This window comes from Pseudomonas sp. Sample_22 (assembly GCF_004307635.1).
In the GTDB taxonomy this organism is placed as follows: Bacteria; Pseudomonadota; Gammaproteobacteria; order Pseudomonadales; family Pseudomonadaceae; genus Aquipseudomonas.
In genome coordinates this window covers 161,896-173,755 of record NZ_RCNY01000013.1, presented here as the reverse complement: position 1 = coordinate 173,755, position 11,860 = coordinate 161,896, and the positions used below count along the sequence as shown (strand labels likewise).

At 58.2% G+C, this 11,860-nt stretch carries 12 protein-coding genes; 6 read left to right on the top strand and 6 right to left on the bottom strand.

Features of this window, described 5'->3' with window-relative positions:
- Positions 1–207: 207 nt before the first annotated feature.
- Together D8U73_RS02530 and rlmF are read left to right on the top strand one after the other, a co-directional pair.
- The gene (locus D8U73_RS02530) at positions 208–3,054 is read left to right on the top strand and encodes a valine--tRNA ligase (protein WP_130903638.1); all 2,847 of its coding nucleotides are present in this window, start codon (positions 208–210) and stop codon (positions 3,052–3,054) included.
- 252 nt (positions 3,055–3,306) lie between these two features.
- Positions 3,307–4,338, top strand: coding sequence for a 23S rRNA (adenine(1618)-N(6))-methyltransferase RlmF (gene rlmF, locus D8U73_RS02525; protein WP_130903637.1), 1,032 nt, complete (start codon positions 3,307–3,309; stop codon positions 4,336–4,338).
- A gap of 173 nt (positions 4,339–4,511) precedes the next feature.
- On the opposite strand, the gene D8U73_RS02520 is transcribed toward rlmF, so the two are convergent.
- Positions 4,512–4,793 carry an HU family DNA-binding protein gene (locus tag D8U73_RS02520; RefSeq protein ID WP_007905514.1) on the bottom strand — a complete coding sequence of 94 codons (282 nt, stop codon included), beginning with the start codon at positions 4,791–4,793 and terminating at the stop codon, positions 4,512–4,514.
- A gap of 396 nt (positions 4,794–5,189) precedes the next feature.
- Between D8U73_RS02520 and yejK the strand changes: the two genes are divergently transcribed.
- Entirely contained in the window at positions 5,190–6,194 is a 1,005-nt protein-coding gene (gene yejK, locus D8U73_RS02515; protein WP_056853631.1) for a nucleoid-associated protein YejK, read from the top strand.
- Complete coding sequence (locus D8U73_RS02510) at positions 6,194–6,544, top strand: glutaredoxin domain-containing protein (protein ID WP_056853632.1); 351 nt, start codon at positions 6,194–6,196, stop codon at positions 6,542–6,544. The genes yejK and D8U73_RS02510 overlap by 1 nt, the downstream gene beginning before the upstream one ends.
- A gap of 172 nt (positions 6,545–6,716) precedes the next feature.
- Here D8U73_RS02510 and D8U73_RS02505 read toward each other — a convergent pair whose 3' ends face one another.
- The 5 genes from D8U73_RS02505 to D8U73_RS02485 form a co-directional block, all read right to left on the bottom strand.
- Positions 6,717–7,652, bottom strand: coding sequence for a glutathione S-transferase family protein (locus tag D8U73_RS02505; RefSeq protein WP_130903636.1), 936 nt, complete (start codon positions 7,650–7,652; stop codon positions 6,717–6,719).
- An 84-nt stretch (positions 7,653–7,736) separates the two neighbouring features.
- On the bottom strand, positions 7,737–8,021 hold the full coding sequence (locus D8U73_RS02500; protein ID WP_056853634.1) for a GIY-YIG nuclease family protein: 285 nt from the start codon (positions 8,019–8,021) through the stop codon (positions 7,737–7,739).
- A gap of 40 nt (positions 8,022–8,061) precedes the next feature.
- A complete protein-coding gene (locus D8U73_RS02495; protein ID WP_130903635.1) occupies positions 8,062–8,532 on the bottom strand; it encodes a nuclear transport factor 2 family protein in 471 nt (156 codons plus the stop codon).
- A gap of 130 nt (positions 8,533–8,662) precedes the next feature.
- Positions 8,663–9,289 carry a DUF1120 domain-containing protein gene (locus D8U73_RS02490; RefSeq protein WP_130903634.1) on the bottom strand — a complete coding sequence of 209 codons (627 nt, stop codon included), beginning with the start codon at positions 9,287–9,289 and terminating at the stop codon, positions 8,663–8,665.
- A 165-nt stretch (positions 9,290–9,454) separates the two neighbouring features.
- Complete coding sequence (locus tag D8U73_RS02485; RefSeq protein WP_130903633.1) at positions 9,455–10,093, bottom strand: response regulator; 639 nt, start codon at positions 10,091–10,093, stop codon at positions 9,455–9,457.
- Between the two features lie 399 nt (positions 10,094–10,492).
- Between D8U73_RS02485 and D8U73_RS02480 the strand changes: the two genes are divergently transcribed.
- Both D8U73_RS02480 and D8U73_RS02475 read left to right on the top strand, forming a co-directional pair.
- A complete protein-coding gene (locus D8U73_RS02480) occupies positions 10,493–11,089 on the top strand; it encodes a DUF1120 domain-containing protein (protein WP_130903632.1) in 597 nt (198 codons plus the stop codon).
- A gap of 39 nt (positions 11,090–11,128) precedes the next feature.
- Positions 11,129–11,752 (top strand): DUF1120 domain-containing protein, encoded by a 624-nt coding sequence (locus D8U73_RS02475; protein WP_130903631.1) that lies wholly within the window; start codon positions 11,129–11,131, stop codon positions 11,750–11,752.
- The last annotated feature ends 108 nt before the right edge of the window (positions 11,753–11,860 follow it).

The window sequence follows — 11,860 nt, the reverse complement described above, 5'->3', positions numbered from 1 at the left end:
GTCCTTGAGCGTAACCTCTCTCTTTGGACTCAGGGTCAACATACAAGGAGCGAGGTTTTCCCGCGAGGGCGTCTTTACTGACAATACACTTGCGTGAAAACCACAGTTTTTCCCCCGCCCATTGTCACCTCGCTCTACGCGCATCAGCTTATCCCCGCTATACTTCCCGGCTTTTCCTGAATAAATGCCAATAGGGTCCCGCCGCGCATGGATAAGACCTACCAGCCGCACGCCATTGAAACTTCCTGGTACAACACCTGGGAGTCAGAGAATTACTTCGCCCCGCAAGGCGCGGGCGAGTCCTACACCATCATGATCCCGCCGCCGAACGTCACCGGCAGCCTGCACATGGGGCATGGCTTCAACAACGCGATCATGGACGCCCTCATCCGTTTCCGCCGCATGCAGGGGCGTAACACCCTGTGGCAGCCAGGCACCGACCACGCCGGTATCGCGACGCAGATGCTGGTGGAGCGTCAACTGGAAGCCCAGGGCCAGAATCGTCACGATCTGGGCCGCGACAAATTCCTCGAGAAAGTCTGGGAGTGGAAGGACCAGTCGGGCGGCAACATCAGTCGTCAGATCCGTCGCCTCGGCTCGTCCGTGGACTGGAGCCGTGAGCGCTTCACCATGGACGACGGCCTCTCGGAAGCCGTGAAGGAAGCGTTTGTCCGCCTGCACGAAGACGGCCTGATCTACCGCGGCAAGCGCCTGGTCAACTGGGACACCAAGTTGCACACGGCGATTTCCGACCTCGAAGTGGAAAACCATGACGAGAAAGGTTTCCTGTGGAACCTCAAGTACCCGCTGGCCGACGGCGCCAAGACCGCTGAAGGCAACGACTTCCTGATCGTCGCGACCACGCGTCCGGAAACCATGCTCGGCGACGCCGCAGTCGCGGTGAACCCGAACGATGAACGCTACAAAGCCCTGATCGGCAAATTTGTTGAGCTGCCACTGGTTGGCCGCCGCATCCCGATCATCGCCGACGATTACTGCGACCCTGAATTCGGCACCGGCTGCGTGAAAATCACGCCGGCCCACGATTTCAACGACTACGAAGTCGGCAAGCGCCACAACCTGCCGCTGCTGAACATCTTCGACAAGAACGCCGCGGTCCTGCCGGCCTGCCAGGTGTTCAACCTCGATGGCACGCTCAACGAAAGCATCGACGGCAAGATTCCGGCCGAATATGCCGGCCTGGACCGCTTCGAAGCGCGCAAGCAGATCGTCGCTGCGTTCGAAGCTGCCGGCCTGCTGGTCAGCGTCGACGATCACGGTTTGAAGGTGCCGAAAGGCGACCGCTCCGGCACCATCATCGAGCCATGGCTGACCGACCAGTGGTACGTGTCCACCAAGCCTTTGGCAGAACCGGCGATTGCCGCCGTTGAAGACGGCCGCATCCAGTTCGTACCCAAGCAATACGAAAACATGTACTTCTCGTGGATGCGCGACATCCAGGATTGGTGCATCAGCCGTCAGCTGTGGTGGGGTCACCGGATCCCGGCCTGGTACGACGAGTCGGGCAAGGTCTACGTCGGTCGCGACGAAGCCGAAGTGCGTACCAAGCACAACCTCGGCCCGGACGTGGCGCTGCAACAGGACAACGACGTTCTCGACACCTGGTTCAGTTCGGGCCTGTGGACCTTCTCGACGCTGGGCTGGCCGGAGAAGACCGAGTTCCTGAAGAAATTCCACTCCACCGATGTGCTGGTCACCGGTTTCGACATCATTTTCTTCTGGGTTGCCCGGATGATCATGCTGACCATGCACCTGATCAAGAACGAGGACGGCACGCCGCAGGTTCCGTTCAAGACTGTGTACGTTCATGGCCTGGTGCGTGATGGCCAGGGCCAGAAAATGTCCAAGTCCAAGGGCAATGTCCTGGACCCGCTGGACATCATCGACGGGATCGAACTGGAAGAATTGGTGCAAAAGCGCACCTCCGGCATGATGCAGCCGAAACTGGCGAAAAAGATCGAGAAACAGACCCGCGACGAATTCGCCGAGGGCATCGCCAGCTATGGCACCGACGCCCTGCGCTTCACCTTCTGCTCGCTGGCGTCCACCGGTCGCGACATCAAGTTCGACATGGGCCGCGTCGAAGGCTATCGCAACTTCTGCAACAAGATCTGGAACGCCGCGCGTTACGTGCTGGACAAGGGCGAAGACTGCGGCCAGAACGGCGAAGCCTACGAACTGTCGCTGGCGGATCGCTGGATCATTTCGCAACTGCAGCGCACCGAAGCCGAAGTGACCCGTCAACTGGATCAGTTCCGTTTCGACCTCGCCGCGCAAGCGCTGTACGAGTTCATCTGGAACCAGTACTGCGACTGGTATCTGGAACTGTCCAAGCCTGTGCTGTGGGACGAAAACGCTCCGGTCGAGCGCCAGCGCGGCACCCGTCGCACGCTGGTGCGCGTACTGGAAGTGGCGCTGCGTCTGGCGCACCCGTTCATGCCGTTCATCACTGAAGAAATCTGGCAGCGCATCGCGCCGCTGGCCGGCATTCAGGGCAAGACGATCATGCTGCAACCTTGGCCAGTGGCCAACGAAGAGCGCATCGATCCGGCGGCCGAAGACGACATCGAGTGGCTCAAAGGCCTGATGCTGGGCACGCGCAACATCCGTGGCGAGATGAACATCGGCCCGGGTAAACCGTTGCCGCTGTTCCTGAAAAACGTCAGTGCCGAAGATCAGCGTCGCCTGACCGAAAACGAAGCGCTACTGAAGAAGCTGGCGCGCCTGGAATCGATCACCGTGCTGGCTGCGGGCGAAGAAGCACCGCTGTCCGCCACCGCACTGGTTGGCGAGATGGAAGTGCTGGTGCCTATGGCCGGCCTGATCGACAAAGGTGCCGAGCTGGCGCGTCTGGACAAGGAAATCCAGCGCCTGCAAGGCGAAGTGCAACGGGTTGGCGGCAAGCTGTCCAACGCCGGTTTCGTTGACAAGGCGCCAGCCGAAGTCATCGAGAAGGAACGCGCCAAACTGGCCGAAGCCGAACAGGCTTTGGGCAAGCTGGCCGAGCAGCATGCGCGGATTGCCAGCCTGTAACGGCGACTCGCAATGAACAAGGGAGGCCCAGGTGGCCTCCCTTTTCATGCCTACCGTTCTTCGCCCCCCCTGTAGGAGCAAGGCTTGCCCGCGATGGCGATTCCACAGACGCCATCGCGGGCAAGCCTTGCTCCTACAGGAGGTATCCGCAGACGCCATCGCGAGCAAGCCATGCGCCTGCAGGTCCCCGTGTTGGCATTGTCTGTGGGACAATGCCCGCCACTTTCAGCCATACCCGAATCGACCACCGCCATGACCGCCCCCCGTACACCGAAACCTGCGCGTAGAAAGCCTGAGTCCGCAACCCCGGCCAAAGTCGTGGAGCCGCGCGAAAAGGCCAGCCTGCATCCGCGCAATCGCCATCAGGGTCGCTACGACTTTGTGGCGTTGATCAAAAGCACCCCGGAACTGGCGAAGTTCGTGATCATCAACCCGTACGGCAAGGAAAGCATCGACTTCGCCAGCCCGGACGCGGTGCGGGTGTTCAACCGCGCGCTGCTGAAGTCGTTCTACGGCATCGCCCACTGGGACATTCCGGCCGATTACCTGTGCCCACCGGTTCCCGGCCGCGCGGACTACGTGCACTTTCTGGCCGATCTGCTGGCCAACGGCAATGACGGCGTGATTCCCCGCGGCGCCGCGGTGAAAGTGCTGGACGTCGGTATAGGCGCAAACTGCGTGTACCCGCTGATCGGTCACAGTGACTACCGCTGGCAGTTTCTCGGCTCGGAAATCGATGCCACGGCCATCGCTGCGGCCAAGGCGATCGTTCAATCCAACGGCTTGAACAAAGCCATCCAGATTCGTCAGCAAACCAATCGCAAGCAGATTCTTTTGGGCTTGCTGGAAAGCACCGAGCGCTTTGACCTGACCCTGTGTAACCCGCCGTTTCATGCTTCGCTGGAGGAAGCCACCCGCGGCAGCACGCGCAAGTGGCGAGCGCTGGGCAAGGCCGATCCAAAACGCAAACTGCCGGTGCTGAATTTCGGCGGTCAGGCGGCGGAGTTGTGGTGCGAGGGGGGTGAGGTGCGATTCGTCACGCAACTGATCGCCGAGAGTGCACAGGTCAGCCAACAGGTGTTGTGGTTCAGCACCCTGGTGTCGAAAGCCTCGAACCTGCCGGCTATCCAGACCGCGCTGAAAAAGGCCGGTGCACTGGAAAGCCAGGTGGTGGAAATGTCCCAGGGTCAGAAACAAAGCCGCTTCGTCGCCTGGACCTTTCAGACCAAAGCGCAACAACAAGCCTGGCGGCAGGCGCGCTGGAGCAAAGTCTCTGCAGAGTAAATGATATTGGCAGACCGCCCATGCACTTGTAGGAGCCAGGCTTGCCGGCGAAGGCGTTTTCAAGAGCGCCTTCGCCGGCAAGCCTGGCTCCTGCGAAAAAGGCATGCGCCGATCTGAGCCCACAAAAAAACCGTGCCCGGATTGCTCCGGCGCACGGTTTTTTTTAACAAGTCTTACTTGTTGACAGCGTCGGTCAGGCCTTTGGCCACAACCAGCTTGATCACTTTCTTGGCAGCGATTTCGATGGCAGCGCCAGTCGAAGGGTTGCGGCCGGTACGGGCAGGACGCTCAGTCACTTTCAGCTTGCCGATACCTGGCAGAGTGATTTCGCCGCCGTTTTCCAGCTGATCGGCAACGATTTGGCCCAGTTGGTCCAGAGCGTTACGCGCGGTGGTTTTTGGCGCGTCGATAGCTTCAGCGATGTCGGCGATCAGTTGGTCTTTAGTAAGAGCCATGTAGTGTTCCTTCCCTATCAAATTCATATGGATTGCAGAGTGCAATGTCAGCCATCGAGCCCGATCTTCTGGATCTGGCACCCTCGGCGAAATAACCTCGGGATCGGGGTTATAGATGCCGAAATCAGGGTTTGGTTCGACCTGACAAAAGCTGACTGCAGGCTTAACGCAGTGACTTCGCGCAAGACCGGGCAAAACTAGCACAGAGACGGGGAAATATCCGCCTCTAGCTACCCATTTGGTCAGCTTTATTGCTCTAAACCGGGAAAAAATCGCCCAAGCGCCGCCGGTCGCCCGGGAATTGGCCTTCGAACCGCGCCAAAACCAATGGTTGCGGTACACTGGGCGCTTTTTCGGGGGAGCCTGGCCTCCTCTCTTCAATCAGCCGAGAAGCCCATGCCGATCCGTCATTGCATCGTCCACCTGATCGACAAAAAACCCGACGGCACGCCTGCAGTTCTCCACGCTCGCGACTCTGAACTGGCCGAGTCCGCCGCCATCGAGAACATGCTTGCCGACCTCAACGAAAGCTACAACGCCAAGCAAGGCAAGGCCTGGGGATTGTTTCATCCGGAGTCCGGCGCCTTCCCGTTCAGCGGCTGGTTGAAGGAATACCTCGACGGCGCCCAGGACTTCACAGCCTTCAGTCGCGTAGCGGTGGAACACCTGCAAAAACTGATGGAAGAATCCAACCTCTCGGTCGGTGGCCACGTGTTGTTCGCGCATTACCAACAAGGCATGACCGACTATCTGGCCATCGCCCTGCTGCACCACAGCGAAGGCGTCGCCGTGACCGAGCAACTGGACGTCACGCCGTCCCGTCACCTGGACCTTGGCCAGCTGCATCTGGCGGCGCGGATCAACGTGTCCGAGTGGCAGAACAACAAACAATCCAAGCAGTACATTTCGTTCATCAAAGGCAAGAACGGCAAGAAAGTCTCGGAATACTTCCGCGACTTCATCGGGTGTCAGGAAGGCGTCGACGGGCCGGGTGAAACCCGCACCTTACTCAAGGCGTTCAGCGACTTCGTCGAAAGCGAAGACTTGCCGGAAGACGACGCTCGCGAGAAGACCAAGACCCTGGTCGACTACGCCAGCAGCCAGGCCAAACTCGGCGAACCGATGGGCCTGGAAGAGCTGTCGGAATTGATCGACGAAGATCGTCCAAAAGCCTTCTACGATCACATTCGCAACAAGGACTACGGTCTGTCGCCGGAGATTCCGGCAGATAAGCGCACCCTCAACCAGTTCCGGCGCTTCACCGGCCGCGCCGAGGGCCTGTCGATCAGTTTCGAGGCGCACCTGCTGGGCTCGAAGATCGAGTACGACGAAGAAGCCGGCACGCTGATCATCAAAGGCCTGCCGACCTCACTGACTGATCAGCTCAAGCGACGCAACTGATGCTCGGCAATGTCCTGAAAAAGGTCATGCTGGTTCTGCTGGTCGTGGTGGTCTATCAGAACTGGGGCAAGATCGAGCGGGTGTTCAACCCGTCGCAAGTGGTGTCCGAGCAGACTCAAGCCAGGGCCAAGGTCGTGCTGTACGCCACCGAGTGGTGTGGCTACTGCAAACTGACCCGACGCTTTCTCGACCAGAAAGGCATTGCGTACAAGGAATTCGATATCGAAAAAGATGCCCTCGCGCGCAAGGACTACGAGGCGCTGGGCGGTGGCGGGATTCCGATAATCGATGTGAACGGGACGCTGATTCGTGGGTATGACCCGGATGCGATTCTGGCTGCTTTGAAGTAATCCTTCAGATACACGCAATGCTGTGGCGAGGGAGCTTGCTCCCGCTGGACTGTGTAGCAGTCCCTTTTCCGGGGGCCGCTTCGCGCCCCAACGGGACGGTGCGGCGATCCGACAAGCTCCCTCGCCACAGGTACAGTGTTTGTCCTTAAGTGAACAGCATTACTAGAGCGAGTCAGATCGCTTCGATACGAAAGCCAAAGCGCGGAAAGTGCACATGCACCACACCGCCACGTTCGTCTTCGCGACGCACAATCAATTCCTCGCGCCCGGCAAACAACAACTCGCCCGTCACCGGATCAACGCCATAGTCGGTGGCTGCGACCAACACTTGCTGGCCCGCCGTGAACCCGTTTGGATCGACGAAATCCTCATTCGGTAACGCCGCTGGTGTCGACGAACGAGCCACCTCCAGCGCCTCTTCGGAGGACATTTCGCTGGATGCACCATGACCGAAGCCCAGCACCCGGGCATGCCAGGCGCTGACCGCCGGATACGCATCGACCAATGGCGCAGTCACCGGCGTCGCCTTGAGAAACCACAGCGAGTGCGCCAGCGCGAAGTCGGCAATCGATGGCTCGCCAAACAGGAAGTCGCCCTGCTCGCGCTGCAGTTGCAACTCCAGGCGCGACATGAGGGTGGGCCACTGATGTTTGGCCTGCTCGATGGACAGTTTTGTCGCACTACCACCGCTGAAAAATCCGGCACGGTCGGCGAGAAACGCCTTGATCGCTTCCGGCGGTAAATTGCCGAAGCGCACGGCGACCGATTCCGGTTGGAACACCAGGCTGACCGCATGCTGGAACACCACCGAATCGGCCCAGGTCGCAAAGCTGGCCGTGATCATTTCCTGGCCTTCGGGGAAGAACGCCGGCAAGGCTTTTTCCTGTTCGAGTCGGCGGGCGATCAGCGCCGTGTCGCAATAAATATCCGCGCCGACCTGCAACACCGGCGTCTTGCGGTAACCGCCGGTCAGGGCCGTGAGATCGGGTTTTGGCATCACCGGCGAGATTTTCACCGAACGCCATGACAGCCCTTTGAAACCCAGCAGCAAGCGCGCCTTCTCCGCAAAAGGTGACGTCGGGTAATGATGCAGAATCAACTCGGACATGCTCGGCTCCGCCGCAAAGATCAGGAGCCCGCAGCTTAGCGCGCAATCGTTTAGCAGCCTACAGATCTGCCTGATGGGAACCGATCAGTCAGATTGATAAGACGCCACCAGGCATTCCTTGGCGCTCTTGCGCAACTTTTTGATCAGTCGTTCCTGGCGCAGCGCTTCGCTTTTGTCGCGGCAGACTTCGGTGTAGACCAGCGCCATGGCCGGGCTCGAGAGGAAAAAGCGCGCGCCCTTGCCGCTTTGATGCTTGGCGAATCGTCGCACCGGGTCGTCGCTGATGCCGCAGTAAAGCGAACCGTTGGCCGCACGCACCAGGTACACGAACCAGGGTTTAGTGATGGGAGCTTCGCTCGGGCTGTTCACGTAACGATCGGGACTTGAGTGGAAACAAGCCGCAATCTTATCAGCGACTGGCCTGGAATGCCTTCAGCCCCTTGAGGGCTTGAGTGCGGACGGCGTTGCGTACCAGCGGTGTCCAGCCCAGCAGTAGGCCCTTGACCCCGAGCGCCTGACGCGACCAGGCCCACATATCGAAGCGGTCATGATGTTCGCAGATCTTGCCGTCGCGAAACACGAACCGCGCCTGAATATCGTTGACCACCACATTGCCGGTCTGGCTGAACAGATACGTCGCCACCCAATGCGCGCCGCCTGTGCGCTCGTCACTGTGCACGTTATCGAAGTTCAGGGAAAAGTCCTTGGCGCGGGTGGTGAGCATGCGCCACATGTCGCCGGCATCGCGCCCGCGCAGTTCACCAAACGCAGGATCACTGAACACCACGTCATCGGTATAGCAGGCGCTCATCGCTTCGGCATCCAGTCGCTGGAAAGCCTGGTAGAAGCGGGTGATCAAGGCGTTGTGGGCATCACTCATGGACCGGCTCCGCAAATATCATCAGTAGGTCAGCACGATATGCCGCGAGTGCGTGAATAACCATGGCTATTCACCAAAAAAATGCGGGCACTGCTGCTGCCCTGCGACCCACTGAATGACGCTTCGCAACTTAAAGGTAAACGATATCCAGGGTAGCGCTGCCATCTATGGGCATCTCGGCTGAGAGCGTTCCTGGTTTGTTGATACTCGTCGCCACAATCAGATCGGCCGCCAGTGTCTGGATGGCGACGGGCGTGTAATCCGGGTTACCCGGGCCGCTCACGGACCTCATCCACTCAGGTTGCCAGATTTGGCCAGTGCTCGAATAGAACCATGTATTGCCATTGACTGACTCCACCACTGGAAGTACCGCGCCATCCCCCAGCACGTTCTCCATGGTCAAGTTATAAAACCCAACCTTGTGGTCACCTTCGCCCACACCCAACCCAAAGGAAGACAGGCCATTGTTAGAGGCAGTCCCCTTCCTGTTATCGGTACTTTTAACTGCAAACAATGTAGCGGCATCACAACTGACGCTCATTTGTAGAGCAACTTGCGGTAACGTATTTACGCCATTTTTCAGATCTTTGAATGAGATCTTTCCGTGATCGACCATTCCACCATTGGACAACTGCGGCATACACGCCGCTGGCGTGATTGTCCCCGTAACATTCAAATCGACGCTCGATGCAGCATTGACGCTGGTCGTGCCAGCAACCAGCAGAGTGGCAGCGATATAACTTAAACGCTTTTTCATTCCCTTATGTTCCTTCAGACACTTTATTTATTTTGCAGAGGCGGACTTCAACTTATCGAAATCAGCAAATACCTTGCTTGGCGACTGCAATATAAGCCCACAATAAGCGTCAAAAAATACAACTAATACGAATTTTCCTTGAGGGTGCTGACCCACACGAATTTATCAATCCTGATGCACCATTCCGCTCTCACGGGCATAGGCGAACAGATCCACATCGGTAGAAATGCCCAGTCGTCGCATGGCCATGATTTTCTGTTTGCTGATCGTGGACACGCTGCGGTTGAATTGCTCGGCAATTTCACTCACGGTCATGCCGCTGGCGAGCATTCTCACCACTTCATGTTCCTTGGCCGACAACGATGGAGATCCCGATTGCGCCTCGGTTTCTGCCGAAGCCAGTGCGGCGCGCAAGGAGTCGCTGAGAAATCGCCGCCCTTCGCCCACCGCCTTGACGGCCATCGGCAGCTCCCTGGCCGAGGCATCCTTGGCGATGACCCCCATTACACCTTGGGCAATCGCCGCTCTGAGCGTCATGACGTTGGCGAGCATCGTGACCAGAATGATCGAGGTTTGCGGATAGTGACGCCGCACCATTCCGAGCATTTTCAAGCCATCGGCCTGCACGTTGCCGGGCATGCTGAAGTCAGTGATCAGCAAATCGCAAGGCGATGTTGAAAGCAGGCTCAGCAGGCTGTCAGGCCCCTCAGCCTCGCCCACAATGACGCAAGTGCCGCTCAGGTCGATGAGCATCCGCATTCCAATACGAACCACCGGATGGTCATCAGCAATGATTACCTGCATTGTCGGATTAATCCTGTTGAGTGACTGGAGTGCGCAAAAAAATAGCGCCGTCCTTGCACCATCACAACGACCAATCTCGCACGCCAAAAAATGTCAGCCAATGTCTGCGGGGGACTGTCCTTTATCCGATAGAACAATAAGAATCGCCCTACAGTTCATATATCCGATAGACCACATAGACAGCCTACAGACAACACCCTCACTCAATACAACCTGTAGTACACCTCGCACTTTCTTACAGTCAATGGCACGTTTTCGTATTAGTTGCATTCCACCTGATTACCTCGACCGTTAGATTGCGCCTGTCCGTACACGGCAACTTCCAATCATCTTCGTTCAAGGAAAAGCGAATACATGAACCAAGGACGACCCATCACGCAACGATGCGCCCTCGCTTTGATGAGCATAACGTGGCTGACCTGCGCGCACTCTGCGCTGGCGGCGGGCAACGCCGATCTGAGTGTCAGCGGAATCATTACACCGAGTTCCTGTACACCCTCACTGTCGAACGGCGGCATCGTCGATCACGGCAAACTGACGTCGAAAAATCTCGATCAGGACTTGCCTACTCGGTTGCCCGCCAGCGAACTGCAGTTGCAGATCGATTGTGAAGGCCCGACCTTTTTCACCCTGACCACCATCGACAATCGCGCCGGAACGTCGGCCGTCAACCAGGCCTATCACGGCCTGGGTACGGTCAACGACGACCAGAAGCTGGGTAGCGTGGGATTCGGAATCTTCGAACCGCAAGCTGACGGCAATACGGTGTTGACCATCATGTCCCGCGACAACGGCAGTAACTGGGGACTTTCGACGTATCTGGGGCACGCCGGGTTGACGGCGTTTGCCAGCCCTGACGATCTGCGTACGCCCATCGCGTTGCAGCACCTGAGTGCTCGCTTGCGCGCCGTCACCCTCATTGCGCCAGCCAGTGGCCTGACTCTGCTTGATGAGGTGCCGATCGACGGGCACGCCACACTGCAGATCACTTATTGATCATCGCGCCGCTGTTTATTCCACATCAGGAGCTTCACCATGAACAAGACTTTCAACACCCTCTTCGGCGCCATGTTGCTGGCCGGCAGTGCCTGCGCTTTTGCTGCCTCCAGCGTCGACCTGAGCGTCAGCGGGACGATCACTCCGAGCGCCTGCGAACCGACCCTGTCCAAAGGCGGGCTGGTGGACTACGGCAAGATTTCGGCCAAGAGTTTGAACCCTGACAAAGCGACATGGCTGCCCAAACAATACGTGCAACTGACGCTCACGTGCGACGGACCGACTCTTGCCGGCCTTGAGGCCAAGGATAACCGTGAAGGTTCGGATTTCAATAATGACCCCTACGATTTCGGCCTCGGGCTGATCAACACTAATCAAAAACTGGGAGCGATGAACCTGGAAATTTGGAGACCGCTGGCCGATGGCGTGACAGTCAGCACGATTGGTTCCGAGGACCGCGGTTCGACCTGGAACCAAACCCGCGAACTGATGCGAACCAACATTCTCACCGTCGCCGACGTCAGCAGCGTAATACCAAAACCGTTTCAGACACTGGTTTCCGATCTCGAGATCGCACCTCGAATTGCCCCTGCCAACCAGCTCAACCTGACCAACGAAGTGGCCATCGATGGCTCGGTAACCCTGTCTGTGGTTTACCTGTAAACCATCGAGAAATCGAAGCGCGGCAGGTCGTCCACCCGACCTCCTGCCCGTTCACCAGGACTGCGTTGACCAGAACTAACTCTAGCCATGCTGACTTTTCCTTTTTTT

Coding starts and splice junctions, on each gene's coding strand:
- D8U73_RS02530 (WP_130903638.1), top strand. CDS start 208: ATGGATAAGACCTACCAGCCGCACGCCATTGAAACTTCCTGGTACAAC.
- rlmF (WP_130903637.1), top strand. CDS start 3,307: ATGACCGCCCCCCGTACACCGAAACCTGCGCGTAGAAAGCCTGAGTCC.
- D8U73_RS02520 (WP_007905514.1), bottom strand. CDS start 4,793: ATGGCTCTTACTAAAGACCAACTGATCGCCGACATCGCTGAAGCTATC.
- yejK (WP_056853631.1), top strand. CDS start 5,190: ATGCCGATCCGTCATTGCATCGTCCACCTGATCGACAAAAAACCCGAC.
- D8U73_RS02510 (WP_056853632.1), top strand. CDS start 6,194: ATGCTCGGCAATGTCCTGAAAAAGGTCATGCTGGTTCTGCTGGTCGTG.
- D8U73_RS02505 (WP_130903636.1), bottom strand. CDS start 7,652: ATGTCCGAGTTGATTCTGCATCATTACCCGACGTCACCTTTTGCGGAG.
- D8U73_RS02495 (WP_130903635.1), bottom strand. CDS start 8,532: ATGAGTGATGCCCACAACGCCTTGATCACCCGCTTCTACCAGGCTTTC.
- D8U73_RS02490 (WP_130903634.1), bottom strand. CDS start 9,289: ATGAAAAAGCGTTTAAGTTATATCGCTGCCACTCTGCTGGTTGCTGGC.
- D8U73_RS02485 (WP_130903633.1), bottom strand. CDS start 10,093: ATGCAGGTAATCATTGCTGATGACCATCCGGTGGTTCGTATTGGAATG.
- D8U73_RS02480 (WP_130903632.1), top strand. CDS start 10,493: ATGAGCATAACGTGGCTGACCTGCGCGCACTCTGCGCTGGCGGCGGGC.
- D8U73_RS02475 (WP_130903631.1), top strand. CDS start 11,129: ATGAACAAGACTTTCAACACCCTCTTCGGCGCCATGTTGCTGGCCGGC.